The organism is Devosia pacifica (assembly GCF_014652635.1).
GTDB classification, from domain to species: Bacteria; Pseudomonadota; Alphaproteobacteria; order Rhizobiales; family Devosiaceae; genus Devosia; species Devosia pacifica.
In genome coordinates this window covers 384,753-411,155 of the sequence record NZ_BMZE01000002.1, presented here as the reverse complement: position 1 = coordinate 411,155, position 26,403 = coordinate 384,753, and the positions used below count along the sequence as shown (strand labels likewise).

The 26,403-nt window shown below is 61.0% G+C and carries 29 protein-coding genes and 1 tRNA gene; 15 read left to right on the top strand and 15 right to left on the bottom strand.

Annotation, left to right across the window (positions count from 1 at the left end; translation table 11 throughout):
- Positions 1-11: 11 nt before the first annotated feature.
- Complete coding sequence (gene fabV, locus IE127_RS09085) at positions 12-1,181, bottom strand: enoyl-ACP reductase FabV (protein WP_189425363.1); 1,170 nt, start codon at positions 1,179-1,181, stop codon at positions 12-14.
- 197 nt (positions 1,182-1,378) lie between these two features.
- Here fabV and IE127_RS09080 point away from each other — a divergent pair, with 197 nt between their 5' ends.
- From IE127_RS09080 to IE127_RS09070, 3 genes are read left to right on the top strand one after another with little or no spacing between them, the layout of a single operon-like run.
- Positions 1,379-2,902 (top strand): YifB family Mg chelatase-like AAA ATPase, encoded by a 1,524-nt coding sequence (locus tag IE127_RS09080; protein WP_189425362.1) that lies wholly within the window; start codon positions 1,379-1,381, stop codon positions 2,900-2,902.
- Positions 2,902-3,648, top strand: coding sequence for a class I SAM-dependent DNA methyltransferase (locus IE127_RS09075; protein ID WP_189425361.1), 747 nt, complete (start codon positions 2,902-2,904; stop codon positions 3,646-3,648). Before IE127_RS09080 ends, IE127_RS09075 begins: the two co-directional genes overlap by 1 nt.
- Positions 3,645-4,430 (top strand): class I SAM-dependent methyltransferase, encoded by a 786-nt coding sequence (locus IE127_RS09070; RefSeq protein ID WP_189425360.1) that lies wholly within the window; start codon positions 3,645-3,647, stop codon positions 4,428-4,430. The genes IE127_RS09075 and IE127_RS09070 overlap by 4 nt, the downstream gene beginning before the upstream one ends.
- Before the next feature lie 28 nt (positions 4,431-4,458).
- On the opposite strand, the gene IE127_RS09065 is transcribed toward IE127_RS09070, so the two are convergent.
- Positions 4,459-5,373, bottom strand: a complete 915-nt coding sequence (locus IE127_RS09065) for a phosphotriesterase family protein (protein ID WP_189425359.1) — start codon at positions 5,371-5,373, stop codon at positions 4,459-4,461.
- 121 nt (positions 5,374-5,494) lie between these two features.
- Between IE127_RS09065 and IE127_RS09060 the strand changes: the two genes are divergently transcribed.
- Complete coding sequence (locus tag IE127_RS09060) at positions 5,495-6,733, top strand: GGDEF domain-containing protein (protein WP_189425358.1); 1,239 nt, start codon at positions 5,495-5,497, stop codon at positions 6,731-6,733.
- Here the strand turns inward: IE127_RS09060 and cfa are convergent.
- Together cfa and IE127_RS09050 are read right to left on the bottom strand one after the other, a co-directional pair.
- Complete coding sequence (cfa, locus tag IE127_RS09055) at positions 6,730-7,845, bottom strand: cyclopropane fatty acyl phospholipid synthase (RefSeq protein WP_189425357.1); 1,116 nt, start codon at positions 7,843-7,845, stop codon at positions 6,730-6,732. The genes IE127_RS09060 and cfa overlap by 4 nt on opposite strands.
- A gap of 135 nt (positions 7,846-7,980) precedes the next feature.
- Positions 7,981-8,065 (bottom strand) — tRNA-Leu (locus tag IE127_RS09050).
- 226 nt (positions 8,066-8,291) lie between these two features.
- Here IE127_RS09050 and IE127_RS09045 point away from each other — a divergent pair.
- A complete protein-coding gene (locus tag IE127_RS09045; protein ID WP_189425356.1) occupies positions 8,292-9,275 on the top strand; it encodes a complex I NDUFA9 subunit family protein in 984 nt (327 codons plus the stop codon).
- Positions 9,276-9,290: 15 nt separating this feature from the next.
- Here IE127_RS09045 and IE127_RS09040 read toward each other — a convergent pair whose 3' ends face one another.
- The gene (locus IE127_RS09040; protein WP_189425355.1) at positions 9,291-10,100 is read right to left on the bottom strand and encodes an undecaprenyl-diphosphate phosphatase; all 810 of its coding nucleotides are present in this window, start codon (positions 10,098-10,100) and stop codon (positions 9,291-9,293) included.
- 148 nt (positions 10,101-10,248) lie between these two features.
- Here IE127_RS09040 and IE127_RS09035 point away from each other — a divergent pair, with 148 nt between their 5' ends.
- The 5 genes from IE127_RS09035 to IE127_RS09015 are packed head-to-tail and all read left to right on the top strand — an operon-like array spanning position 10,249 to position 13,968.
- Positions 10,249-10,926, top strand: a complete 678-nt coding sequence (locus IE127_RS09035) for a glutathione S-transferase family protein (protein WP_189425354.1) — start codon at positions 10,249-10,251, stop codon at positions 10,924-10,926.
- 32 nt (positions 10,927-10,958) lie between these two features.
- Complete coding sequence (gene queG, locus IE127_RS09030) at positions 10,959-12,062, top strand: tRNA epoxyqueuosine(34) reductase QueG (protein ID WP_189426078.1); 1,104 nt, start codon at positions 10,959-10,961, stop codon at positions 12,060-12,062.
- Positions 12,059-12,934 (top strand): Rossmann-fold NAD(P)-binding domain-containing protein, encoded by an 876-nt coding sequence (locus IE127_RS09025; RefSeq protein WP_189425353.1) that lies wholly within the window; start codon positions 12,059-12,061, stop codon positions 12,932-12,934. The genes queG and IE127_RS09025 overlap by 4 nt, the downstream gene beginning before the upstream one ends.
- The gene (locus IE127_RS09020) at positions 12,931-13,584 is read left to right on the top strand and encodes a GNAT family N-acetyltransferase (RefSeq protein WP_189425352.1); all 654 of its coding nucleotides are present in this window, start codon (positions 12,931-12,933) and stop codon (positions 13,582-13,584) included. The genes IE127_RS09025 and IE127_RS09020 overlap by 4 nt, the downstream gene beginning before the upstream one ends.
- Before the next feature lie 9 nt (positions 13,585-13,593).
- Positions 13,594-13,968: a DUF6886 family protein gene (locus tag IE127_RS09015; RefSeq protein WP_189425351.1), complete on the top strand. Its 375-nt coding sequence runs from the start codon at positions 13,594-13,596 to the stop codon at positions 13,966-13,968.
- Between the two features lies 1 nt (position 13,969).
- Here IE127_RS09015 and IE127_RS09010 read toward each other — a convergent pair whose 3' ends face one another.
- Positions 13,970-14,764 carry an alpha/beta hydrolase gene (locus IE127_RS09010; RefSeq protein WP_189425350.1) on the bottom strand — a complete coding sequence of 265 codons (795 nt, stop codon included), beginning with the start codon at positions 14,762-14,764 and terminating at the stop codon, positions 13,970-13,972.
- A gap of 144 nt (positions 14,765-14,908) precedes the next feature.
- Here IE127_RS09010 and infC point away from each other — a divergent pair, with 144 nt between their 5' ends.
- Entirely contained in the window at positions 14,909-15,445 is a 537-nt protein-coding gene (gene infC / locus IE127_RS09005) for a translation initiation factor IF-3 (protein WP_189426077.1), read from the top strand.
- 72 nt (positions 15,446-15,517) lie between these two features.
- On the opposite strand, the gene IE127_RS09000 is transcribed toward infC, so the two are convergent.
- The 4 genes from IE127_RS09000 to irrA form a co-directional block, all read right to left on the bottom strand.
- Positions 15,518-16,414 (bottom strand): ribokinase, encoded by an 897-nt coding sequence (locus tag IE127_RS09000; RefSeq protein ID WP_189425349.1) that lies wholly within the window; start codon positions 16,412-16,414, stop codon positions 15,518-15,520.
- Positions 16,411-16,950 carry a DUF1697 domain-containing protein gene (locus IE127_RS08995; protein ID WP_189425348.1) on the bottom strand — a complete coding sequence of 180 codons (540 nt, stop codon included), beginning with the start codon at positions 16,948-16,950 and terminating at the stop codon, positions 16,411-16,413. Before IE127_RS08995 ends, IE127_RS09000 begins: the two co-directional genes overlap by 4 nt.
- 46 nt (positions 16,951-16,996) lie before the next feature.
- Positions 16,997-17,848, bottom strand: coding sequence for an arylamine N-acetyltransferase family protein (locus IE127_RS08990; RefSeq protein WP_189425347.1), 852 nt, complete (start codon positions 17,846-17,848; stop codon positions 16,997-16,999).
- Between the two features lie 120 nt (positions 17,849-17,968).
- Positions 17,969-18,412 carry an iron response transcriptional regulator IrrA gene (gene irrA / locus IE127_RS08985; protein ID WP_189425346.1) on the bottom strand — a complete coding sequence of 148 codons (444 nt, stop codon included), beginning with the start codon at positions 18,410-18,412 and terminating at the stop codon, positions 17,969-17,971.
- A 162-nt stretch (positions 18,413-18,574) separates the two neighbouring features.
- Here irrA and fabA point away from each other — a divergent pair, with 162 nt between their 5' ends.
- Together fabA and fabB are read left to right on the top strand one after the other, a co-directional pair.
- A complete protein-coding gene (fabA, locus tag IE127_RS08980; protein ID WP_189425345.1) occupies positions 18,575-19,105 on the top strand; it encodes a 3-hydroxyacyl-[acyl-carrier-protein] dehydratase FabA in 531 nt (176 codons plus the stop codon).
- 88 nt (positions 19,106-19,193) lie between these two features.
- Entirely contained in the window at positions 19,194-20,417 is a 1,224-nt protein-coding gene (gene fabB / locus IE127_RS08975; protein ID WP_189425344.1) for a beta-ketoacyl-ACP synthase I, read from the top strand.
- Here the strand turns inward: fabB and IE127_RS08970 are convergent.
- The 5 genes from IE127_RS08970 to ubiE are packed head-to-tail and all read right to left on the bottom strand — an operon-like array spanning position 20,414 to position 24,632.
- Entirely contained in the window at positions 20,414-21,157 is a 744-nt protein-coding gene (locus IE127_RS08970; RefSeq protein ID WP_189425343.1) for a HesA/MoeB/ThiF family protein, read from the bottom strand. The genes fabB and IE127_RS08970 overlap by 4 nt on opposite strands.
- Positions 21,154-21,906, bottom strand: coding sequence for a DUF2259 domain-containing protein (locus IE127_RS08965; RefSeq protein WP_189425342.1), 753 nt, complete (start codon positions 21,904-21,906; stop codon positions 21,154-21,156). Before IE127_RS08965 ends, IE127_RS08970 begins: the two co-directional genes overlap by 4 nt.
- The gene (gene dut / locus IE127_RS08960) at positions 21,851-22,315 is read right to left on the bottom strand and encodes a dUTP diphosphatase (protein ID WP_189425341.1); all 465 of its coding nucleotides are present in this window, start codon (positions 22,313-22,315) and stop codon (positions 21,851-21,853) included. The genes IE127_RS08965 and dut overlap by 56 nt, the downstream gene beginning before the upstream one ends.
- Positions 22,316-22,319: 4 nt before the next feature.
- Positions 22,320-23,864: a 2-polyprenylphenol 6-hydroxylase gene (ubiB, locus tag IE127_RS08955; protein ID WP_189425340.1), complete on the bottom strand. Its 1,545-nt coding sequence runs from the start codon at positions 23,862-23,864 to the stop codon at positions 22,320-22,322.
- A gap of 3 nt (positions 23,865-23,867) precedes the next feature.
- Positions 23,868-24,632 carry a bifunctional demethylmenaquinone methyltransferase/2-methoxy-6-polyprenyl-1,4-benzoquinol methylase UbiE gene (gene ubiE / locus IE127_RS08950; RefSeq protein WP_189425339.1) on the bottom strand — a complete coding sequence of 255 codons (765 nt, stop codon included), beginning with the start codon at positions 24,630-24,632 and terminating at the stop codon, positions 23,868-23,870.
- 104 nt (positions 24,633-24,736) lie between these two features.
- On the opposite strand from ubiE, the gene mutM reads away from it, so the two are divergent.
- Together mutM and rpsT are read left to right on the top strand one after the other, a co-directional pair.
- Positions 24,737-25,627, top strand: a complete 891-nt coding sequence (gene mutM, locus IE127_RS08945) for a bifunctional DNA-formamidopyrimidine glycosylase/DNA-(apurinic or apyrimidinic site) lyase (RefSeq protein WP_189425338.1) — start codon at positions 24,737-24,739, stop codon at positions 25,625-25,627.
- Positions 25,628-25,770: 143 nt separating this feature from the next.
- Positions 25,771-26,037: a 30S ribosomal protein S20 gene (gene rpsT / locus IE127_RS08940; protein WP_189425337.1), complete on the top strand. Its 267-nt coding sequence runs from the start codon at positions 25,771-25,773 to the stop codon at positions 26,035-26,037.
- Positions 26,038-26,403 lie beyond the last annotated feature (366 nt).

The following is a 26,403-nucleotide window of genomic DNA, read 5'->3' as shown; positions in this document are numbered from 1 at the left end:
TATCCCGCGGGTTAGCCGATTGTGCGTGGATCGACGTCCGCCGAATAGTCGACGCCGCCAATGCCGAAACCGAATAGCTTGAGAAACTCTTCGCGGTGCCTCTCGAGGTCACCGAGATTTGGCAGGGTATCGGTCGACAGCTTGTCCCAGCGCGTGGTCATTTCCTTTTGGACTGTATCCGAGAGCTCCCAATCGTCGACCCGCACGCGGTGATCGTCGTCAAGCGCCACCGGTTTTTGCAGCTTCACCCGGAATAGCCTGTCGATATGCTCGATGCACCCTTCCTCAAGACCCATCTCGTCCATCACTCGGAGCAATAGGGTGCCATAGAGCGGTACAACCGGAATGGCCGAGCTCGCCTGCGTCACCACCGCCTTGAGGGCGACAACGAAGGCGCTCTCCGGCCCGTGAGCCTCGCGGATAGCGGCAGCTGCGCGGTCAAGATCCGCCTTCGCATGCCCGAGCGTTCCCTTGTGATAGATCGGCCAGGTCAGCTCGCTCCCGAGATAGGTGTAGTTCAGCGTTGTGAAATCATCCGCCAGGACTCCGGCTTTCGATAGCGCTGCGATCCAGCGCTCCCAGTCCTCGCCGCCCATTACCTTGACCGTTGCTTCTGCTTCTTCGTCGGTCGCGGGTTGCACTTCCACCTCGCTGACTTCTCCGGTCGAGGTGTTCAGCGTCTTCGAATGCACCACGGAGTGCATCGGCTTGATTGCAGAACGATAAACGGTGCCGGTTTCCGGATCCGTACGGACCGGCGAGGCGAGGCTGTAGACCACGAGATCTACCTGCCCCAGATGCTCGCGGATCTGGGCGATGGTATCGGCCTTGATGGTATCGGAGAAGGCATCGCCTTCAACTGTTACCGCGGTCCTGCCCGCGGCCTTGGCGCGTTTTTCGAACGCCCGGTTGTTGTACCACCCCGGGGAGGCCGTCTTGCTCTCGGTAGGCTCTTTTTCGAACGACACGCCAACACTGTCCGCTCCGGCGCCGAACGTTGTCACGATGCGCGACGCCAGCCCGTAGCCGGTGGAGCATCCGATGACCAGCACGCGCTTGCGCGAAGAGTCGAGCGGACCCTTGACCTGCACATGATCGATCTGGCGCTGAACATTTGTGGCGCAGCCAACCGGATGTGCTGTGGTGCAGATGAAACCGCGGATTTTGGGTTCGATAATCACTTGTCTCGCTCCCGCGTGTTGATGGTGGCCGGTGCCGGCCGTTCTGTGTCTCTTCTAGTGGCGTGCGAACCGAGGCGCTAGTGCAACCGGCCAAAAGCCTGCGCTCGGTGCACGGGCGGCTGTTCTATAAACGTTCTTGTCAGCGTCCGAAGCGGCTGTTAACGATTTGCTACTGGGGGATTTTTTGGGGCATCGTCATGATCACACGCGTGCACACGGTTGCCTTTCAAGGCATCGAGGCCGTGCCGGTGGATGTGCAGGTGCAGATTGCGCCCGGGGCCCCGAAGTTCTTCCTCGTCGGCCTGCCGGACAAGGCGGTCAAGGAATCCGGCGAACGTGTTCGCGCAGCGTTGACGGCCTCGGGCCTGGGCCTTCCACCCAAGCGGATTACCATCAACCTGGCGCCCGCCGATCTCCCCAAGGAGGGCAGCCATTATGATCTGCCAATTGCTCTGGGCCTGATGGCAGCGATGGGGGCCATCCCGCGCGATGCGCTCGACGATTTCATTGCTCTTGGCGAACTCGGGCTCGACGGACATCTGGCAGCCGTCAATGGCATACTGCCGGCAGCGATCGCCGCCAATGGTTGCGACAAGGGGCTGATCTGTCCGGCGGCATCAGGTGCTGAGGCGGCGTGGGCCGGTGGCGATCTCGATATCGTTGCCGTCGAGAGCCTTCTGGCGCTGGTAAATCACCTCGCCGGTCACCAGATAGCGCCACGCCCGCAGCCCCGCCGGCTGGGTCCCGAGACGACCGCCCTGCCCGACATGGCCGATGTGCGCGGTCAGCAGGTGGCGCGGCGCGCGCTTGAGGTCGCGGCGGCCGGTGGACACAACATGCTCATGGTCGGCCCCCCGGGAGCTGGAAAATCGATGCTCGCGGCGCGCCTGCCTTCGATTCTGCCGCCGCTCGACCCGCGCGAACTCCTCGATGTCTCGATCATCCAGTCGATCGCCGGCGAGCTCTCTGGCGGCGCTCTCTCCGAACGCCGCCCGTTCCGAGCCCCACACCACTCCGCCTCAATGGCAGCTCTGGTGGGTGGCGGCATCAAGGTGCGGCCTGGCGAGGTCTCGCTTGCCCATAACGGCGTGCTTTTCCTCGATGAATTGCCGGAGTTCAGCCCCCAGGTGCTCGACAGTCTGCGTCAGCCGCTTGAGTCAGGGCAAACCGTCATCGCCCGGGCCAATGCCCGCGTCAGCTACCCCTCCCGCGTGCAGCTGATTGCCGCGATGAATCCGTGCAAATGCGGCATGGCGGGCACGCCCGGCCACATCTGCAAGCGTGGTGCTGCATGCGCTGACGACTACCAGGCGCGCGTCTCGGGCCCGTTCCTCGATCGCGTCGACATCCGGATCGATGTGCCCGCCGTCGGCGCTGCGGACATGATCGCGCCGGCAACAGGCGAAGCTTCGGCAAGCATTGCCGAGCGCGTCGCCAGCGCTCGCAGGCGTCAGCGCCAACGCTTCGAGGCTGTGGGGTATCCCGGCACCGCGACCAACGCCGCCGCCAGCGCGTCGCTGATCGAACAAGTGGTCTCACCCGATGCCGAGAGCCAGACCCTGCTGTTGCAGGCAGCCGAGCGCTTCAACCTGTCGGCCCGCGCCTATCACCGCGTGCTCAAGGTTGCGCGCACCCTCGCAGATCTCGCCGATTCGGAGCGTGTACTGCGTCCGCATATTGCCGAAGCGCTGAGCTATCGGTTGAACATGGCGATGGGCTGATGAGCGCAGGACTTTATGACGACGCCGAACTCTATGATCTCGTGGCACCACCCGATGCTGACATGGAGGCGTTTTATGTGAATGCTGCCGGGGGGCCGTCCCGTCGCGTGCTCGAACTGGCTTGCGGATCCGGGCGCATCACCGTACCGCTCGCAACGAGCGGTGCCTCGGTTACCGGGGTGGATCTGTCCGAAACGATGTTGGCGCGGGCTCGTGATCTTCTGGCAACACGCGGCGTGTCAGCAAAGCTCGTCACGCTCGATATGCGCAGCTTTCAGCTTGACGAGAAGTTCGACGTGATCGTGCTCGCGGCCAACTCGCTCCTGCACCTGCATACGCACGAGGAGTTTGCCGATGCCTTTTCCGCCATTCGGCGGCACCTCGCCCCCGGCGGCGTATTCGCCTTCGACGTCTTTGTGCCATGCGCAACAATGCTGAGCCGCGCGCCCGGCGATCGCCATAGGCTGGCGTGTTTCGAGCATCCAAGGCTTGGCGCCGTCACGGTCGAAGAGACAATCGACTATGACCCGACTACGCAGATCAGCGCTATCGATTGGTACTGGTCGACGCCGGCAAATGGCGTGTTCCGGCATACGCCGCTGACACTGCGCCAGATTTACCCGCAGGAACTGCCACTCTTGCTGCGTCTTGGCGGTCTCGAGCTTGCAAACCGTTTCGGCGGCTTTTCCGGTGAGCCATTTTCGCGGCACAGCAGGCGGCAGGTTTGCACTGCTATCGCCGCATGACGGCGAAACGCTCGGGCGCTTCGTTCGAAGATGCGGATGTCGTGGCGAACTATGTTTATCGTCCGCCCTATCCTGATGCGCTTTTCACACGGCTCGTTGAGATAGCACCCGCTCACGCGGGTCTTCTTGATATCGGCTGCGGGCCGGGGAAAATTGCTCGGCCCATGGCAGCTCATTTCGGTCGGGTCACGGCGGTCGATCCATCCCACGATATGCTGGCCTTAGCCCGGACCCTGCCCGGTGGCGGTGCCGACAATATCGAGTGGATCGAGGATGCAGCGGAACACGCGCAACTCGGTCAGCGCAGGTTCGGCCTGATTGTTGCCGCTGCAAGTATCCACTGGATGCAGCACGAGGTTCTGTTTCCCCATCTCGCAAGCCATGCGTCTCGGCAGCATGTTGTAGCGGTCATCGGCGGCGACGATGCGCATGAGCCGCCATGGCAGCAGCAATGGCTGAGTTTCCTGACGAAGTGGGTGTTCGAGGTGACCGGGGAGCGGTTTGATCCTGCCGTCAAGTCTGCCTACTGGCAGAGCTACCGCCCCTGGCTCGAGATCAAGGGCGAGGAGCAGTTCACCTCCCAGCCCTTCGAGCAGAGTGTTGCGGATTTCATCCGGTGCCAGCATTCACGCGACACGTTCACGGCAGCGAGACTGGGCCCGCGACGTGCTGATTTCGATGCGGAACTTGCTGAGCTATTGATGCCGCATGCGATCAATGGTCGTCTCGTTTATCGCATCCGTACCAGCCTGGTCTGGGGCTCGATCAGGGCACCGTCATGAAGAGTGACGGTCGAGGCTACGCGCCTATTTAGCGCGCATAAGCCTCGAACGGGTTGCGATGGGTCAACTGGATGATTGTCTCTTCACTCACCCCATTCTCGCGCAATTTTGGCAGGATCTGCTTAGACAGAACCGTATAGGGTTTGGGCTCGCCGCCCCCTGCCTGCGCCGGATCGTACCATCCACGATCGTGGCTCAGCAGAAGCTGCTTTTCGAGCCCTTCCCCGAGCGCCCTGAGGATCAGCGACACCGTTTCGTCTTCAGGCACGGCGCCGATATTGTCGTATTCGATCCAGGCACCGCGGGCTGCTACGGCCTTGTGCATCTCGAAATCGGGTTCGGCCTGAGTATGAATGGAAATGAAGCGGTTGGCCTCTCCCCCAAACTTTTCGATGATGTCGAGTTGGTCCATCACCACCCGGCCCTTGATCGTGTGGCTGCCGATGATGGCGCCGGTCTGCTTGGAGGCGATAACTGCGGCCTCGAGTATGCGGGCCTCGAGTGGCGTAATGCCATCGTCGCCAGCGCTCAGCTTTATCCAGCCGGCCTGAAAGCCGGTATCCTCGATCTGCTGGTTCAATTCGCCCAGCATCCAGGCCGATAACGTGTCCACACTGGCATTGCGTACCCAGTCGGGTATCCACGGTTCGCGGTAATTTCCGGTCGGCACGACGATGGGAAATTTTGTCGCCTTGCTGACCGCCAGATCAAAATCCGCACGGCGCCCGACGCCTCCCGTGGAGCATTCGACCAATGCCGTCACCCCGAGCGACTTGATCGTTTCGATTTCCGGCGCCATCAGCGCCACCACATCCGCCTCTTCGGCCTGTCCATAGCCCGGCTGGTCGGGCGTCCGCAGGTCAACGAACACATGCTCATGGGGGAGGATCATGCCGAGCTGATCGGCGGTGTAGGGGCCAAGCGTCGTATAAAGTTGTTTCATCGCATAATATTAGCGCGAAGCCGCCAATATTGCAAAGCCGGAAGTCTACCGCCTTTTCCGAACCGAAAATTAACATTCCCGCAGCATGCTCATCCCCCTCGAGGGCTTTGGGAAAACTGTGTTGAACACCGTTCACGTGACAGACAGTCTTGCGGGTTTGGTGGAGGCGACGCTGCGCTCCGGCTTTCGTCTGTTGCGGTTCCCGGCAGAACTGGAAGCCCGGTTCGAGCGCGATACCGGCCCCGCACGCTCCCGCAGCCTGCTTGTTTGGATGATTGCCGGCATGGTGATCTATAGCGGCTTCTTGCTTTCAGACCTGCTCCTGATGCCGGATGCCTTCGCAATCGCATTGCTGATGCGGCTCGGCCTGGTCGGCCCAGTCGCGTTGGCCTTTCTGGTCATAATTGCCCGCAAGCCGCCGCCGTTCGTGCGTGAAGGCTCGCAGGTGCTGCTTAGCGCCCTTGCCGCTGCCGCACTGCCGGTGATTGCGGCGAGCAGCACGGATCCACTGTCGGCCGTCGCGCACCATGGACAGGTACTTTTTGTCATCTACATCACGATGATCCAGCGGGTTCGCTTCTGGTACGCGCTCGCCGGCGTGCTGATCATGCAGCTGATCTACCTGGTCACCTTGGCGGGCGCTGATGGCGTGTTCAGGGCACAGATCTCGTATCTGATGGTATTCGCGGGGGTTGCGACGTTCGCGGTGGTCGCCGCCTATAATCTCGAGCATGAGGCACGCCTTACCTATCTCATGCGCCTGCGTGAGACTTTGCGCAGTTCGGAGCTCGAACATATCAGCCGCCAGGATCCGCTGACCGGCCTCGGCAATCGCCGTGCGCTCGATGATCGGTTCGCCGAGCAGGCCGCCTCGTGCAAATGGGGTGATGCGCAACAGTTGGCGCTGCTGATTGTCGATATTGATCACTTCAAGGCTTATAACGACACTCTCGGTCATCAGGCTGGCGATGTCTGTCTGAAACGTGTTGCTGGCGTCATCGCCTCGGAGTTGCGCGGCGGCAGCGATACGGCCTATCGCTTCGGCGGCGAAGAGTTCTTGGTTGTGCTCGCCGATACGGAAAGACGCCAGGCGCTCCGTATCGCAGAGCGCATGCGCGCCGCCATTGAAACGGCAGCGATTCCTCATCCCGCAATTCTTGGCAATGGCGTGGTGACGGCAAGCTTCGGTGTTGCCGCGACTGTTTTCAACGAGCGCAGCGATCCGGCAGACCTCATCGCCATGGCTGATGCGGCACTCTATGCGGCCAAGCGCGATGGCCGTAATCGCGTCTGGCCCCGTCCTGCAACCGCCGCAAGCATCACGAAACGCGTACCCGGCCTCGCGGTTCGCGCGTCCTAGCGGATAGAGCGATACCCGCCCGGTACGCCGTTCGGTGACAGCACAAGTTGCCACAGGCTCACATTGCGTGCCCGAAACAGCGCAGCGAAAATCTGCAGATAATATCGCCACATGCGATAGAAGCGGTCACCGTATCTAGGGGCGAGTGCTGGCCATACGGTCTCGAAATTGCGCCACCATGCCATCAACGTCAGGTCGTAATCGGCGCCGAAATTGTGCCAGTCCTCCATCACGAAACGGCCTTCAAGCGCGCCGCCGATCTGCGTGATAGATGGCAGCATGCCGTTCGGGAAAATGTATTTTTCGCTCCACGGGTCGCCGTGGATGGCAGTGTGGTTTCCGCCGATTGTGTGCAGCAGCATCAGCCCATCCTCCACCAACAGAGAGCGTGCCTTGTCGAAATAGGCGCGATAGTTCTTGTACCCCACATGCTCGAACATCCCGATCGAAACGATGCGGTCGAACTGTCCATCGAGTTCCTGGTAGTCCAGCAATTTGGTCTTGACCGGCAGCCCTGTGTTACGCCTGTTGGCCAACTCCATCTGTTCTTTCGACACCGTGACACCAAGTCCCGATATGCCGTAGTGCTCTGCCGCGAACTTGAGGAAGCCGCCCCAGCCCGACCCGATATCAAGTACGCGCATACCCTTTTCGAGACCAATCTTGCGACAGATCAAGTCAAGTTTGGCCTCCTGCGCCTCGGCCAGCGTATTGGCGCGACGCCAGTATCCGCACGAATAGATCATGCGCGGATCGAGCATGGCCTCGTAAAGGTCGTTGCCGATGTCGTAGTGGCGCTCGCCCACCTCCCTGGCACGCAGACGCTGCATGTTCAGCAGCTTGCCCCGCGCAACGCTCAAGAGTAGCCCGACATCCTTAGGAAAATGGTCCTGTATACGGGAAGTGCTGAGCTTGTAAAAGAACGCGTCAAGTGCCTCCACATCCCACCAGCCATCCATATAGGCCTCGCCGAGCCCTAACGTGCCTTGTACGAGCACGCGCTTATAGAGCCGTTCGTCGTGAACCTGTGGATCATGGGGGTGCGGGCCGCCGATCGTAATACCGGCGAGAGCGAGCTGTTGCTCGATAAAGCGTTTTGCACGCGATGTCATGGAAATGGCCGAAAGGGAAATGCTCGTTCACAATGATGCGAGCCTAGACCCGTTGCCTGCTCCATCGCAAGTCTTCGGTGAAGAACAAAAAAGGCCTCTTGCAGGGACAGCTTGACCTGTTCCTGCAAGAGGCCTTGGTGCCCAGGAGAAGACTCGAACTTCCACACCTTGCGGTACACGGACCTGAACCGTGCGCGTCTACCAATTCCGCCACCTGGGCTGAGCGGAGGCGTTACTAGGGTGCGCCGCGGCCGATGTCAATCGCATTCGCAAAGCGTGCCAGCGATTTGCTGCTCGGGCCCTGCTGTAGCAAACGCGCGATGAACGCACCCAAGCGCATGTCGCGCTCGACGTCGCGGATACTCGACAGGCCCAGCAGGCTTGTTTAGAAGGCGAAGAAGACCATTCTGCCCAGTTGTGGGCCAAGACTTGCCGGAGCCAATGCGATGGATCGCCTAGACCAGAAACTCGTCACTATTTTCGGCGGATCGGGCTTTGTCGGCACCCAGATCGTTCAGGAACTGGCCCGTCGCGGTCATCGCATTCGCGTTGCCGTGCGCCGTCCGGATCTTGCCGGGCATGTCCGCCCCCTCGGCAATGTCGGCCAGGTAATGCCGGTGCAGGCAAACATTCGCAACCGCGAGTCGGTCGAACATGCTGTGGCAGGTGCGGATATCGTCATCAACCTGGTCGGTATTGGCTTTGAGAGCGCCAAGCAGACCTTCCGGGCCGTCCACGTCGATGGCGCCAAGAATATTGCCGAGGCGGCCAGTGCTGCCGGGGTCCAGCAACTCGTCCACATGTCGATCCTTGGAGCGGGGACCGCCAAGACCAGCGCCACGGCGGAATCTCGCCTGGGCGGGGAAACGGCCATATTCGATGCGTTTCCCAATGTTATCGTCCTGCGCCCTTCGCTGATCTTCGGCTATGGCGATGGCTTCTTCAATCTCATGGGCTCGCTCGCACGGCTCTTTCCGGCGATGCCGCTGATCGGCGGCAAGACCCGCTTTCAGCCGGTATATGTCGGCGATGTCGCCGAAGCCTTCGTGCTGGCAGCCGAAGGCAAGGTCGAAGGCGGCAAGATCTACGAGCTCGGTGGTCCGGAGGTGCTGACGCATCGCGAACTGCTCAAGCTCATCCTTTCGCAGACCGGCCGAAATCGTCCGTTGATCCCGCTGTCTGACGGCATGGCGAAGTTGATGGCCGCGCCGTTCTCTATCCTGCCGTTCCCGCCGCTGCTGACGAGCGATCAGGTTGAACTGTTGGGCACGGACAACATCGTTTCCGAAGAAGCGATGCGTGAGGGTCGCACGTTCGAGGCTTTCGGCATTACGCCCACGGCGATGGAGGCCATCCTGCCGACCTATATGTGGCGGTTCCGCAAGCACGGCCAGTTCGATCGGCATGTATCGAGCGGTACGAACGCCTGAGTTGGGGCAAGACCCTCAACGCATCAGCCACAAAGCGATCAGCCCCCCTCCGCCAACGGCGATGCGCCATATGGCGAACGGGGTAAAGCCGTGCCGGCTGACGAAATTCAGCAGGTAGCGAACCACGAGCGCGCCGACCACGAAAGAGGCAGCAAACCCTATCGCTATGTCGAGCCCCAGGCTCATATCGATCATGTCTCGGCTCTTGTAGAGGTCATAGCCAAAGGCACCGGTCATGATCGGTAGTGCGACGAAGAAGGTGAACTCGGCGGCCGAGCGCTTGTCGGTACCGAACAGCATCGCGCCGACAACAGTCGCTCCGGACCGCGACACGCCGGGGATCAGCGCCAGCATCTGAAACAACCCGACGATCAGCGCCAGATGCCAGGGGTAGGTGTAGATGTCCGTGTAGCGCGGCTTGAGCGGCAACCTGTCGACAATCAGCAATGCGATCCCGCCGACAAGCAGCGTGGTGCAGATGACGACAGGGGTTTCGTAAAGCACCTGCTGGATGAAATCGCGCAACAGCACGCCCGCCAGAACCGCGGGAATGCAGGCAATGATCACAGCGCCCGCGAAATGCCAGGCGTAGCGCTGGCCTTTGAGAGCATCCCGGATCAGTTGCCCGAGCCGCGTGAAGTACACCGTGATCACTGCGAGGATCGCGCCCAGCTGAATCAAGACGACGAAGGTGGCCGGCTCGGTCAGACCGAAGAAATGCCCCGCGAGAAGCAGGTGACCGGTGGAACTCACCGGCAGGAATTCCGTGAGCCCCTCGATGATCCCGAGGATCAGCGGCACAAAAAGACCTTGATCGGCGTTCATTCGATCCCCTAAGTCAACAGGCGCATCTGCGCTGAGCGTCGCTCATAGCTTGATTTGCACACCGGGCCAATGCAGACATCACAGCTGCAGGCCGGCCGATGCGAATGCCAGATATGGGCCGCTTGCGCCAACGGGGGCAGTCATCCAAATGCCGAGCCTATTGCACCATCCGCTTGATCCTGCATCTCGCATTGCCCGCCTGATGCTGGCCGAGTACGGCGTGCCGGTGGACCTTGAGGAGATCAAGCCCTGGCTGCGCGAGGCGGAATTTCTCGAGGTCAATCCTGCCGCGACCGTGCCGGTCTTGATCGAAGGTGATGTCATCGTCGCCATCGGTCCTCTGGCGAGCATCCACGCTATCGAGGATTCCTATAGTCCTGAGGCGGTTGCGGGCCTGTTCCCCACCGATGCAGCCGAGCGCGCAGAAATGTGGCGACTGTTCGAGTGGGTTGCCGTCAAGTTCAACGATGAGGTGACGCGCTACTTCATCGAGGAAAAGATCGCCAAGCGCGACCAGCGCGGGTCGACCCCGGACACAGGTGTGCTGCGGGCTGCCAAGGCGAACCTTCACGAGCATATCCTTTACTTCAACTGGCTGGCGGCAACCCGCCGTTGGCTCGGTGGCGATACCATGTCACTCGCCGACTTTGCCCTTGCGGCGCACATCTCGACCCTCGATTATCTTGGCGATATTGATTGGGGCACCGCCGCCGACATGCGTGACTGGTATTCGCGCATAAAGTCGCGGCCGGCATTCCGTACGCTCCTCAATGACCGGGTCATCGCGCTGCCGCCGCAAAAGGGCTATGCGGACCTCGATTTTTGATCACGACCGGCATTGCGAACATACCGCGCCTAATGGGCGAACTGCGTACGCGAGCCAAAGCTCTGGGCTTTGACGCGTTCGGTGTAACGGATGCTGCGGCGCGCCCGGATCTACCGCAAAAACTCGATGCCGCGATCGCAGAAGGCTGGATGGGGGAAATGGACTGGATGGAGGCGACCGCAGACCGGCGCCGTCATCCGCAAGCACTCTGGCCTGACGCCCGCTCGATCATCGTGCTCGGCATGAACTATGGCCCTGATACCGATCCGATGGCGACGCTCGAGGCGGCATCCTGCGGCACTATTTCGGTCTATGCCCGAAACCGGGACTATCACGACATCATCAAGGGCAGGCTCAAGGAACTGGCGGGCCTGCTCGCGCGCGGCAGCGGCGCGGACGTCAAGGTATTTGTCGATACCGCCCCCCTGATGGAAAAGCCGCTGGCGGAAGCCGCCGGCATCGGCTGGCAGGGCAAGCATTCCGTCGTCGTCAGCCGCACATTCGGATCCTGGCTGTTTCTCGGCGCCATCGTCACCACGGCGCAATTGCCGGCAGACGACCCGCACGCGGAAAGCTGTGGCAGTTGCCGGCGCTGCCTTGATATCTGCCCGACGGACGCGTTTCCGGCACCGTTTCGCCTCGATGCGCGCAAGTGCCTGTCCTATCTCAATATCGAGCACAAAGGCGCGATCCCGCCCCAGTTCCGCAAGCCGATGGGCAACCGCATATACGGTTGTGATGATTGCCTGGCGGTTTGCCCGTGGAACAAGTTCGCCAGCCAGAGCCGCGAGGCGAAGCTGCAGGCGCGTGCCGATCTTGAAGCGCCGCGCCTCTGCGATCTCGCGGCGCTTGATGATGCCGCCTTCCGCGCGCACTTTGCCGGATCGCCGATCAAACGCATCGGACACGCGAGATTCTTGCGCAATGTCCTGATCGCCATCGGCAATAGCGGTGATGCGGCGCTGATACCCTCGGCTGAGGCCTTGCTCGGGCACGAGGACGCGGTGGTACGCGGTGCCGCAGTTTGGGCGCTGGGCCAGCTCGATCACGACCGGGCTCTTTGGTTGCGTGAGGGGATGCTGCGCGATGAGACCGACATTGAAGTCAGAAGCGAATGGGCGCTGGAGCCGGCATGAGCGTATTGTTCCTCGGTATGGGCTATTCCGCCTGGGCCACCCACACGGAACTCCGGCAGGCGGATGGGCAACTTGATTTTGCTGCAACCGCCCGGAGCGAGGAGGCCGTTCGGCGCCTCGAGCAGGCGGAGATAGAGCCTCATTGGTTCGATGGCCAGACCCCAGGGCCAAGCCTGCCAGGCGCGCTTTCTCGGTCGCGGCAGATCATTAGTTCTATCGCGCCGACGGCCTCCGGCGATCCGGTGCTGACGCGTCATCGCGGCGATTTCGCGATGGCGGAAGAGCTCGAGTGGATGTGCTATTATTCAACGGTAGGCGTCTATGGGGATGCCGGTGGCGACTGGGTCGATGAAGGCGTTGTACCCGATCCGGTGAACGAGCGATCGCAATGGCGGATCGAGGCAGAGGACAAGTGGCGCGCGCTGGCTGACGAGCGCCGGGTGCCGCTGCTGGTGCTGCGCCTTGCGGGCATTTACGGGCCCCAGCGATCGAGTTTCGACAAGCTTCGGCGCGGCACTGCCAAGCGGATCATCAAGCCGGCACAGGTCTTCAATCGCATTCATGTCGCGGATATCGCCCGGGTGACGGCGCTCGCCGCAGAACGGCGTCTCGCAGGTACGTTAAATCTTGCCGACGACGAGCCCGCGCCGCCACAGGATGTCGTTACGCATGCGGCGCAGCTGCTCGATATCGCGCCACCCCCGGAAGTCGCCTTTGAAGAGGCGGATATGAGCCCGATGGCGCGGTCCTTCTATGCCGATAACAAGCGTGTCTCGAACGCTGCCATCAAATCGGCCCTTGGCATCGAGCTGTTGTTTCCAACTTACCGCGAGGGGCTCGAGGCCATCCGACGCGAAGAGACCCTACAATGAACCCACATCCGGCCAAGGGGCCGCCCGAAAAGGTCATTCTCAACGGGCGCTACACCCGGCTTGAGCCTATCGGCCCGCAACATGTTAACGATCTCTATGCCGTCTTCAGCGGCGACGCGGTGCGTGAGCGGTTTCGCTACCTCTTCAGCTATCCGCCCGCCAGCCGCGAGGACATGGCGGCATGGATCGACACCGCGGCCGCGACCGAAGATCCGCTCTATTTCGCGGTGGTCGATCTGGAATCCGGTCGGGCAGGGGGCCACCAGTCGCTGATGCGGATCGAGCCAAAGGACGGGGTGATCGAAATGGGCGGTGTGCACTGGGCGCCGCCGATCGCTGGAACGCGCGTTGCAACCGAGGCGCTGTATCTGTTCGCTCGCTATGTGTTCGATGATCTCGGCTATCGGCGCTTCGAATGGAAGTGCAATGCTCTCAATGCACCGAGTCGACGCGCTGCCGAGCGCTTCGGCTTCACGTTCGAAGGCATATTCCGTCAGCACATGATCCAGAAGGGCGAAAACCGCGATACCGCATGGTTCTCGATGCTGGATGGCGAATGGCCAACCATTCGTGCGGCATTCGAGCGTTGGCTGGATCCAGCCAATTTTGATGCTGAGGGTCAACAGCGCGATCGGCTCACCGTACGGTGATGCTCGTCCATGTCAGCGATCGTCCGGACATTGATGAATTTCGCCAAGACCGTCGCCGCAATGCAATCAACCAGTCGTCTGGGCGATAGCTCAGACTCATCTGGCGAACTATCTTCTGCCGCGGGACTGCCCACGCTTTACCTTTATCAAATGCCTTTATCGAAATTTTCGCTCAGGGATGCCTGTGCGGGTTACTGGACTTGCGATGAAAACGTCGCGCCAGAGGGCGTCGAGAGGGTCGATGATCTCGAACGGGCACTGGAAAAGGCTGGAGCATCGCTGCGCATCCTGCCAAACCTTTGGCAGCTCCACGACGCTGCGGCGTCCTCCACTTTGTCCTTTTCGATGATCCGGATGCGCAACGCGGCGCCAGCGCCAGTCTAGTTCAGAGCCGCGCGGCTCGCCTCACGGCTGCGCGAAGGCAGGCGAGATCTTGTTCGCGGCTGAGGCGATGGTCGCCATCGGGAATGAGCGTCAGGGTTACCGGATCGTGAAGTATATGCTCGGCAAGCTTGTGGGCATGCGCCTGCGGCACGTCTGGATCCATCCCGCCCTGCAGGATCGTTACCGGACAACCGGTCTCGATCACCGCACCGAACATTAAATGGTTGCGCCCGTCCTCAATGAGCGTTTTCGTCAGGCGGTCCGGCTCGCTTGAGTAAGTGCTCAAACGATCGACATACCCGTCCCGGTCAAGTTTTCGACGTTGCTCTTCATTAAGCGCCGCAAGCATCAGCGCTTCGGTCATGTCGACAGCGGGTGCGATCAGCACTATTGCCTTTACCCGCTCGATTCCCTCGCTACGAAGCTGCCGCGCCAGCAATAGGGCCAACCAGCCACCCATTGAGGAACCGACCAGAAGCTGATCGCCCGTTGTGCTGTCAAAGACCACCCGGGCCTCCTCAAGCCATCGGGTAATGGTACCATCGGCAAAGTCTCCCCCGGAGTGGCCATGGCCCGAATAGTCGAACCGTGTGACAGCAAGTCCGGTCTCGGCGCCGAGAGCGTCAAGCGCCGCAGCCTTGGTGCCCGCCATGTCGGAACGATAGCCTCCTAGCCAGAAAATGCCCGGTGCGCGGCCACCTCTGCGCTGCACCGCCACTGTGCGGCGGGCATCACCGTCGCCAAGCGTCAAACTTTCGACTTGCGGTGCCCTCATCGGCTGAGCCTTTTCGGTCATCTTTGCGTAGTCCTTTCGCCTGTTCCAGGTTCAGTGTGGCAACCGTGGCAGAACTTGAGCGTTTGCCTGTTGACTTCTAGCGAGGGGACCACGATTTTAGCAGTTCACTCGCGCTATCTATCAACAGAAGAAGGATCGCCTGCCATTCGTCGTCCAATGAGAGTCGTTCAGCCCCAAAAGGAGGGGCCGCCCGCAAACGAAGATATTTCCTCGCCGGAAGTTCAGCTGATCGATGCGGAAGGTGACAACCAGGGTGTTGTCCGTACCCGCGACGCGCTTGCTGCCGCCCAGGAATCTGGCCTTGATCTGGTGCTGATTGCGCCGAATTCAAAGCCTCCGGTTGCCAAGATGCTGGATCTCGGCCGCTACAAGTATGCGGCTCAGAAGAAGGCTGCCGAGGCGCGAAAGCGCCAAAAGGTGATCGAGGTCAAGGAAGTGCAGTTGCGGCCGAACATCGATACGCATGACTACGAGACCAAGATGAAGCGCGTCGAGCGGTTCATCGGCGATGGCGACAGGGTCAAGGTCACCATGCGCTTCCGTGGCCGTGAAATGGCGCACCAGGATCTTGGACTGGAATTGCTCACAAAGGTCCGTGAGCAGTTTGACGAGATTGCCAAGGTGGAGAGCCAGCCACGCTCGGAAGGGCGTCAGATGGTCATGGTTCTCGCGCCGCGCTGATCTGCATCACCATCACGCGAAATACGTCACGGGCCCGCGAGGGCCCGTTTTGATTCTAGGAGGTCAGCTGGATTACGCTAGGACTGCTTCCACGTCTGAGCGCGAAGGTATGGCCGGCTGTGCACCCTGCTTGAGGCATGCAAGACTTGCCGCAGCGATCGCCAGGCGCATTGCTGCCTCAAGCGTTTCTCCAGCCTCGAGCCCTGCTCCCAGATAACCGCAAAACGTATCGCCCGCCCCGACAGTGTCGAGCGGTGTAATCTTTGGGGCAGGGGCCTTGATGAGCTGGCCGTCTTTTGCCGCGACTGCGCCTGCGGCACCGAGTGTAACAATAAAAGTCCGCCCGGTATCGGCGCTGCGCTCTGCAAGAGCCGAGTCGCGCGTTGCTTCGTCGCTCCCTGCCAACAGGTCAAACTCGGTTTCGTTTGCGACGACGATGTCCGCCAGCGCTGCTGCTTCAACAGTGGTGTCCAGGAAGGGCGCTGTGTTGAGAATTGAAATCACGCCCTTTTCGCGCGCGAGGCGTAAAGCGTGAAGGGTTGCCTGGTGCGGCACTTCCTGTTGCAGCAGCAAAACGTCTCCAGCTTTCATCCCCGATACGGCCGTTTCTGCTTCATCTTCGGTCACTTGCCCATTCGCACCCGGAAGGACAGCAATGACGTTCTCTCCTTGCGCATCGACGAAAATCATGGCGATGCCGGTGGCGCAATTCTCGATCACACGCACGCCATCAAGGTCGACTCCGGCTTCCCGAAGCAGAATAAGGGCTTCGCCGGCAAAAGCATCGTCTCCGACAGCCCCGACTTGCCTGACGGTGGCGCCGGCCCTGCGCGCCGCCAGAGCCTGATTGGCACCCTTGCCGCCAGACGCTGTCGAAAACGTTCCGCCGGCTACCGTCTCGCCCGGCCTTGGCAGGCGCGGGACCGTGCCCACCTGATCGAGATTGATGGAGCCGAAAACCGTAATCATACGAAAGCCTTCTCGATCGTATTGAAGTTGCGCATGGTCTCGAGCCTGGCTTTGCCGAGTGTCTGGTCGAGCTGCCGGGTCAGGCTCGTAAAGCCCTCGGTGTAACGCCCATTGGTCTGCCGGTAGGCCGCGAGATAGATGTCGCGTTGGTCAACGCGCAGAATGTCAAAGACGCCGTCAATGCCCGCTACCGCAAGGCCCTCGGGCAGCGGCTCGTCAAACAGGAGAACGAATCGCTGCGCGTCAGCACGCTGATCCATTGAGGCGAAGGGGTGCCGCTCAAGCATGGTTTCGATCTGCGAGGCGCTGCGCAGGATGACGCCGACATGATAATCGAAGCGTTCTTCAAGAGCCGCCTCGATGCGTGCCTTGAGATTATCCGGCTGCTCCGTGTTGAACCGGACATTGCCACTGGCGACAATTGTCTTGAGGTCGCTCGACCCGAGGGGTTCAAGGCATGCTTTCAAATCCGCCATCCGGATCCGGCGCTTGCCAAGATTGATGCCACGCAGAAATGCGAAATAGCATGATGCCATGCAAACCTCCCGGCAAAGGTTTCGCAGGAGCGACGGTGAGGTTTCGTTAACCCTGCGCTACAGACGTTTCGGGTGCAGCAGATCCCGAAATCACTCTTTCGAGTGTCGCATCAAGCGCCTCATCCTCCGGCAAGGCAATCCCGAAAACGTCCGTGAGCGCGGTCTTCAGGGCCTCGACGCTGTTGAGCGTTTCCTTGCTGATACCGTCTTCAGTGTAGTGCGACAGTTCGGTGTCTGCGAGAGTATGGCGCGCGCCCTTTGGCGCAATCGCCGCCGCTAGCATCCGCGTGAACGGTGCGTCCGGGGCGCTGGACACCTGCGTGTTGATGGCTTGATAGTCCTCTTCGGCGAGCTCCTCGAGGGTAAAGCGGTACATGGCCCGCCAGTCTTCCGGCCCGAGCCGTATTTCGAGGCGCCATTCACCACCGATATCGATCAGCCGGTACCGCTCGTGCGGCGTTTTCTGCTCGACACCGTCGCGCAGGCGCAATGGTCCCGTCGGCGTGGGTCCCCCAAAGCCGACATCTGCGATATAGCTACTCCCGGAGATATCGACCGCCAGCAGCATGTGGCTGATCGGCTCCACACTGTCGGGATCAAGCCCCCAAAGCGAACGGGCGCCGAGCGGACGTACAGAAAAATCGAGATCCGCCAGAACCCGCATCAACATCAGATTGTGTTCGAAGCAATAACCCCCGCGCCGCTCGGTCAGCATTTTGCGCTCGAGGCTCTTCTGGTCAAGCAGAACCGGCTTGCCGAGAAGCGGGCTTAGCGTTTCGAAGGGAATGGACGCGGGGTGCAGCGCCGTCAAAGCTTCAAGGGTCTGAAGCGTCGGCGCAATGGATCCGGTAAACCCAATCCGGTCGAAATAGCCGTTAATATTGATCTTTTCGTTCATTGAGCATCCTTGCGACCAAGGAACACGGGCGCACTATTCTGGCCGGATCCAGGTTTGTCACGCATGCGTGCGGGTGGCTGCACCTAGCTTGTCATCACGAGAACGAGGCACGCGGGTTTGCTATTGGTGCCGCCGCACGCGGATCACGACGTCGACATGCGTCACTGACATACCCCGTGGGGGCTTCGGAAGAGCATCGAACTTCACCGAATCCGCCGGTATGTCGATCATGCGCTGTTCGTCTTCAACGTAAAAGTGATGATGATCGGACGTGTCGGTATCGAAATAGGAACGTGAGGCATCTACCGCGACTTCGCGCAGCAGGCCGGCCTCGTGAAACTGGTGAAGCGTATTGTAGATTGTCGCGAGCGAGACATTAACCCGCGCAATGCTCGCCTCGCTGTGCAGCTCCTCGGCGCTGATGTGCCGGTGCGGCCCCCCGAACAGCAATTCTGCAAGTGCGACACGCTGACGTGTTGGGCGCAGGCCGGCCATACGCAGCACCGCCGTCAGACAGGGCTTGCGGGACGGGTCGGTCTTTTCAGTGTAGTTGCGGTCTGCCATTGGGTCCTTGAAACGGGCGGAACGGCGCTAATTATGGCTTTCGGTTATATCGATTGCCCCTTTTGGGCACAAGCGTTGTGAGCTCGACCGCCACACGCGGCGCTATTGACCCCGTCACACCACCCAACTATCAGAGCCAAATAGTAAACGAAGAGGCAACGCATGTCAGAGCGCGCCCAATCATTTGGATATGACGAGCTTCTGGCGCATAGCCGTGGCGAGTTGCCTGGTCAGATGGATGCGCGCCTGCCCGCGCCGCCAATGCTGATGTTCGACCGGATCACGCACATTGATGACAATGGCGGCAGCTTCGGCAAGGGCCAGGTGCGGGCCGAGCTCGATGTGAAGCCCGACCTGTGGTTCTTCAAGTGCCACTTCATCGGTGATCCGGTGATGCCCGGCTGCCTCGGTCTCGATGCGCTGTGGCAGATGACCGGCTTCTTTCTCGGCTGGGGCGGCTCGCCAGGCCGGGGACGCGCACTCGGCGGCGAGATCAAGATGTCGGGACAAGTGACGACCGATATTGAATGTGTCGAGTATGGTATCGACATCAAGCGGGTATTGCGTTCGCGCCTGACGCTTGGAATTGCCGATGGCTGGGTAAAGGCCGACGGCAAGCAGATCTACGAAGCCAATGATCTGCGCGTCGGGCTTTTTACGGACGCGCAGATGCAGGACAACAGGATCGGTTGAGGGGCTGGCGCGCTTATCCCGCCATGTTTCTTGATATTGATCCCCCGCCTGGCGCGACAGCGCCAGAAGCAAATGGAGCAGGGCCACGATGAGACGTGTCGTCGTCACCGGCATGGGCATTATTTCCCCGATTGGCAATTCGCTGGACGAGGTGACGGACAGCCTCAAGTCAGCGCGTCCGGGTATCAGTTTCGCGCCGGAATACGCCGAACTCGGGTTCCGTAGCCAGGTGCACGGCTCACCAAAGCTCGACCCGTTCGAAGTTCTGGATCGGCGCGTGACGCGATTCATGGGCAAGGGCGCAGCCTGGAATTATCTTGCCATGCAGCAGGCAATCGCTGATGCGGGGCTTGAAGACGCAGATATCTCCAATCCGATGACCGGCATGGTCATGGGATCCGGCGGTGCCTCGACGCGAACGATTGTCGAAGCCGCTGATATCACCCGCGACAAGGGCCCGCGTCGCATCGGCCCGACTGCCGTCCCAAAGGCGATGGGGTCGACCGCCTCGGCAACGCTTGCAACCGCCTTCGGTATCAAGGGCGTAAATTATTCCATCACCGCCGCCTGCGCGACCTCGAAGCATTGCATCGGCAATGCCTTCGAGCAGATTCAGCTCGGCAAGCAGGATGTGATGTTCGCCGGTGGCCACGAAGACCTCGACTGGACGCTGTCGAACCTGTTCGACGCCATGAACGCCATGTCCAGCGATTTCAACGAGACGCCGGAAAAGGCCTCGCGTCCTTATGACAAGGCACGTGATGGCTTCGTCATCGCTGGTGGCGCCGGGGTGCTGGTACTCGAGGATTACGAGCGCGCCAAGGCGCGTGGCGCCAAGATCTGGGCCGAGCTTGTCGGCTACGGCGCCACATCCGATGGCCTCGACATGGTCGCCCCATCCGGGGAAGGCGCGGAGCGCTGCATGCGCATGGCGCTCGCCAACATCAAGGCTCCGGTCGATTACATCAACCCGCACGCGACATCGACGACAGTCGGTGATCTCAAGGAGATGGAGGCCATCCGCGCCGTCTTCGGCAGCGGTGAGGACTGCCCGCCGATCTCCGCAACCAAGGCTCTCACGGGGCACTCCCAGGGCGCCACCGGCGTTCACGAGTCAATCTATTCGATCCTGATGATGGCCAATCGCTTTATCGCCGAAAGTGCCAATATCGATGAACTCGATCCGGAGTTTGATGGAATGCCGATCGTCCGCGAGCGTCGTGATGACGTCGATCTCGGCGTCGTGCTGTCGAATTCCTTCGGCTTCGGTGGCACCAACGCGGCGCTGGTCTTCAAGAACCCGGACGCCTAGTAGGCGAGCTCGGTAAACCGGGCATCGCGCCCGTCATAAACAAGAAGCCGGCCCACCAAAGGTGTTCCGACGCCGCTGATCAGCTTGATCGCCTCCATCGCCATCAATGTGCCGATGACGCCAGTCACCGGCCCCAGAATGCCGTTGGCTTCGCAACTCGGCAGGTCCACGTCGCTGACGGCATCGTCATAGAGAGCAGAGAGATCCGGGCCTGGTCGACCGTCGGCGGTCCGACGGTGCGGGGCAATCACGCTCAGCTGTCCATCAAACATCGACACAGCCCCATGGATGAGATCGATCTTCCGGCTGGCGCAGGCTCGGGCAAGCTCGCGACGTGTCGCAACATTGTCCGTGGCGTCGATTGCGAGGGTGCATCCGTCAAGAAGCTCGGCGTCGGCTGTACCAAAGCGCCGGGGATGCGCAACCAGGCGCACCCTGTCGTTGTGCAGCCGGGCATGGTTGGTTGCTGACAGGGCCTTGTTGATGCCGATATCTGCGTCTGTGTGCGCAATCTGCCGCTGCAGGTTTGACAGTGATACCGCGTCATCATCAACCACGCTAATTTGCCCGATGCCGGCCGCAGCGAGATAGAGGATGATCGGGCTGCCCAGCCCGCCGGCACCGACCACCAGCACGCTTGCAGACTTGAGGGCGTTCTGCGCCGCGCCGCCAAATCCCTTGAGCACGAGGTGCCGCGCGTAGCGGCGCGTTTCCTCGCTCGTTAGCCCGGCGCCTGTCATGGTCTGAGCGGCACCGCGATGAAACGCCGGTCCGGCCCCTCGAACCCCCCGGGATAAACCGAGATGACCGCGACGCCCGCCTCGGTATCCTGTTCTTCAAAGGGAAGGAAAACGCCATAAAGGCGGTAGCCGTAGGGGCATCCGCGCGAGGCGGGAACGGTTTCGTCCTCAAAGAGGCTGGTTATGGCGCCATCCCGCTCGATCGACAGCCGGAAGCCGAGTGGGGCGATGTCGAACCACTCGCTGCACGGTTCAACGGTCGGCGCTTTAAAGCTTTCAAGCCGTAGCGTCTCGATGCCCCGAACCTCGCCGAGCCCGTAGGGCGGAAGTCCGAAATTGAGCTGATAGTCGTCTGCCGAGAGTTCGCCATCTGCATTGAGGGCAAGCGTTTCGGCTGGCTCGGTAATCTCAAGATCCGACATTACAGGCTGGATGGTGTCGCTGGCCTGACGTCTGATGGCTCTAAGACCATGCATGCTCTCGTCATCACGGATGCGAACCGGCGTGTCGGCAGCCCAGCGGTCAGCGTTGAGGTCAATGACGTAGATGTTTGAGTAAGCGAAGCCCGAGCCGTCCTGAATGCCGTACTCCTCGAAGGCGAAATAGCGACTGTCCTCGGAAAACCCGATGACATCGAGTAGAGCCCTGTCGCCGGCCGTTGCCGGCCCAGCCACGAGGGTCGCGCCCGAAAGGCTAGCCGCGGCTATGACCCGTCGAGCCGAAGCCACCATGTCCCCGCTCTGTCTCATCAAGCTGCATCTCCTCGCTGAAACGAGCCGCCGTGACCGGCGCGATCACCAGTTGCGCGATGCGGTCGCCACGATTGATCACGAAGGGCGAGGGACCGTGATTGATCAGCAGAACCTTCACCTCTCCGCGATAGTCGGCATCGATGGTACCGGGAGAATTCAGAACTGTAACCCCGTATCGGGCCGCGAGCCCCGAGCGCGGACGCACTTGCGCCTCATGCCCCGCGGGCAGGGCCATGCGGAACCCGCAGGGCACCATTGCTATGCCGCCCGGCGATATCTCCAGGGGTGTCTCATTTTCGACAGCCGCGCAAAGATCCATGCCGGCCGCACCGTCACTCTGACGCTGCGGCAGCGAAAGGCCTTTACCGGTCGCCAGCCACTCGAAGGCGATTTCTATTTCCTGCATTGGGTCACCAGAAAAACAGCAGGCGGATGAAGGCGAGAAGCAAAACGCCGGCTCCCAACCATCCAATCGCCTGAACGAGTGCCGGCGGCAAAACCGGTTGGGTCCGCTTGCGTGCCCGTTCATCGGCCAGCACGATTTCCGCCTCGGCGATCAAGAGCGGGACACGGCGTGCAGCGGTCCCGAGCGTCTCGAGACTTTCACGCAGATCCTCGAACTTACCAAGTGGGCCCTGTTCGCGGCGAAGCCATTCCCCGACTACGGGTTCGGCAACCGTCCAGATGTCGAGGTCCGGATCGAGCGCGCGCGCAACGCCTTCGACGAGCACCATCGATTTTTGCAGCAGAACCAGTTCCGGCCGGGTCTGCATGTCGAACAGTTCGGTGATCGCGAACAACTGGCCGAGAACCCGCGCCATCGAAATTTCGGTGGCGGTGCGGCCGTGCAGCGGTTCGCCGATCGAGCGGATTGCCAGCGAAAAGTCATCGACTGACTGAGTTTCCGGCACGTAGCCGATGTCGAAGTGACGCTGCGCGACCATGCGGTAGTCGCGGGTGATGAAGCCGTAAAGAATATCTGCAAGGAAGCGGCGCTCTGAACGATTGATGCGGCCCATAATGCCGAAATCCACCGCGATGATATCGCCGCTGCGCGGATCGACGAACAGATTGCCAGGATGCATGTCGGCGTGAAAGAACCCGTCCCGGATCGCATGGCGCAAGAAGTTCTGCAGCAAAGTGGCAGCCAGCTTCCTGCGGTCGAGACCGGCCCTGTCGATGGCTGCATGATTGCGGATCGGAATGCCTTCGACCCAGCTCGTTGTCAGCACGTTCTCGGCCGTGTGGTCCCAGCTGACCTCTGGAATGACGAAACCCTCGTCATTCTTGATATTCTCGGCAAATTCGGAGATCGCCGCAGCCTCGAGCCGCAGATCGAGTTCGAGGCGCGCCGAATGGTCGAGCGTCTTGACGACATCGGTCGGCTTCAGGCGGCGGGTAGCCGGAAGCAACCGCTCGGCAAATCGGCCGGCGGCATAAAAGCTGCCGATATCTGCATAAAAGCGCGAGGCGATGCCGGGCCGCAGCATCTTTACCGCGACCTTCTTTGCGCGGGCGCCACGCAGGGGCTTGAGCTGCGCCGAATGCACCTGTGCAATCGATGCCGCCGCAAGCGGGGCGGAAAGTGCCGTCAGATCATCCGCGCGCTCGCCGAGCGCCTCCCTGAGGATATCGGGGACCAGATCCGGATCAAAAGGCGTCATCCGGTCCTGAAGCGCTGAAAGATCCCCCGCAATATCTGCCCCGACGACGTCCGGCCGGGTGGCGAGAGTCTGGCCGAATTTCACGTAGGTGGGGCCGAGCCGGTTGAGGGCGCGGGTAAGCCGCTCGACGCGGCCCGTCCGCTTGATCTCAGGCCGCTCGATCAGCCGTGCCAGCCGCACCCCGGCGCGCGCGCCGGGCGGAAGGTGCTTTTCCTCCACCACCGAAAAAGCGCCCTCGCGCGCTAACACGTAGCCGGCGCGCGCCAGGCGGGCATAGTCCGCAAGTCCCATTCTCTAGAACTTCCAGCCGCTGAACAAAGCCGCAATGTTCCCGCTCATCGCCGTATGGCTGACCCGCCGGAACCCGGCATCAGAGAGTTTGCTCGAAAACACTTCGGGCGCCGGGAAGCGCTGAATCGATTCCACCAGATAGCGATAGGGCGCCGCATCACCGGTTACAACACGACCCATTGGCGGAATGAGGACATCCGAGAACGTGCGATAGATGCTGTCGAGGCCCGGCACGTCGACCTGTGAGAATTCGAGAACGAGGATCCGTCCGCCGCGCTTGAGCACGCGATGTGCTTCCGTAAGGGCCTTGTCGATCCGCGGTACATTCCGGATCCCGAATGCAATGGTATAGGCATCAAAGCTCTTGTCGGGAAACGGCAGCTCCTCGGCATTGGCTTCGACGAAATTCGCACGATTGCCGTAACGCCAGGTCTCGGCGCGTTCAGCGCCCACCCGCAGCATGTCCGAATTTATATCCGAGACAGTCACCTCTGCATAACCGATCGAGGCATTGAGGATGCGCTCGGCGATGTCTCCGGTGCCGCCCGCCATGTCGAGGACGGTATAGGCGCGCTGGCCGCCGCGCGGCGGGGCCAGCTCATTGACCATCGCATCCTTCCACAACCGATGAATGCCGCCACTCATCAGGTCGTTCATCAGATCATAGCGATCGGCAACCTGGTGGAAGACGCCGTTGACAAGCCCCTGCTTGTCTTCTAGCGCAACCGTCTTCTTGCCGAAATGCGTGGTTTCATCGTTTTGGGTCATCGCGTGTTCGGCCGCGCCGTCTCCTGTTCGAGATCGGGCGCACAATAACCACAAGCCTCATCTATTTCCATGCGCAAAGGCGCACAGGGCGAAAGGCGGTTTTCGTGCCAGAACTCCCCGAGGTGGAAACCGTCCGTCGCGGCCTCGAGCCCTATCTGACGGATGCCCGGATCGAGGCGGTGACGCTCAATCGCAAGGATTTGCGGTTCCCCTTTCCAGAAGGGTTCGCAAAGGCTCTAGAGGGCCGCACGATTGTCCGGGTCGACCGGCGCGCCAAATACCTCCTTGTGCGGCTGGACGATGGGAACACGGTGCTTTCGCACCTCGGCATGAGCGGCGCCTACCGGTTCACCGAGCGCGATATCGATCAGCCGACCCGCTACTATGAGACCAACACCGCGCGAAAGCACGACCATATGATCTGGTCGATCACGCATCCGACGCACGGTCCGCTTCACCTTGTCTATTCCGATCCGAGGCGGTTCGGGTTCGTCGATCTGTTCGCAGAAGATCAAGACAATCGCTACACAAAGGATCTTGGTCCCGAGCCCTTGGGCAACGAGTTCGATGCCGACATGCTGGCGGCGCGATTCAGGACTAAGGCGGCCCCGGTCAAGGCAGGGCTGCTTGATCAGCGTGTCGTTGCCGGACTCGGCAATATTTATGTTTGCGAGGCCCTGCATCGGGCGCACATTTTGCCGACGGTCAAGTGCAGTGCCCTGGTCAAGACGAACGGCCACCCGAAGGCTGTTCTTGAAGATCTTGTTCTTGCGATCAGAAAGGTGCTGATCGAGGCGATTGAGGCCGGCGGGTCGACATTGCGCGATTTCCGAGCTGCAGATGGCGCCTCGGGCTACTTCCAGATGCGGTTCGCAGTCTATGATCGCGAGGACGAGCCGTGCCCGACCCCGCTGTGCACCGGCACCGTCAAACGCATCGTGCAGTCGGGCCGCTCGACCTTTTATTGCCCGCGCTGCCAGAAGAGGGTGCGCTGACCGCCCGATTTCGGTTGACGCAACCTGCCGGCAACGCTATAGACCGCGCCAACTTGAGGCGGCTGGTGCCGCCGTTTCCCGTTTCATGCCCGGAAGACCGAGACGTCGCCGCGTCTTTCGGATGCCGTGCCGAGAGGACGTTCATGGCCAACACGCCATCTGCCAAGAAGGCAACACGCAAGATCGAAGTTCGCACTGCGATGAACAAGGCGCGCCGTTCGCGGATGCGCACTTTCATCCGCCGGGTCGAAGAGGCAATCGCCAAGGGCGATCATGCTGATGCGATGGTTGCGCTGCGCGCCGCCGAGACCGAAATCCAGCGCGCCGCATCGCGCGGTATCGTCCATGCTAATCTTGCAGCGCGCAAAGTATCGCGCCTCAATCATCGGGTTAAGGCACTGGCTGCCTGATCGCCGATGATGAGACGCTCAAGGCGTCTCATGGCACTTGAATGAAGGCCCCTTGCGGGGCCTTTTTTTTGGGCAGTTGCGCGGGCATTCTGATGCGCTAGTATGCGCAAGCATTTTTCGAACGTATCAGATTGATGACGACTCGATGACGCCGGCGACCCGCTGGCTTCCGAGGTGTGCTACGCAGAATAAAGTGAGTGTGGGCAGGACGTTACCTGCTGATACGCAGTGATACTGTCGCTTCGAAAATCGACGTCGATATGGTTTCTGGAAATAAATTGCTAACCCATTTCAGGCGATCCCAACCGATTCCCGATTGAGTCACAGGCGCTTGTTGGGGGCCGCCTCGGCGGGACGGTTTTCACT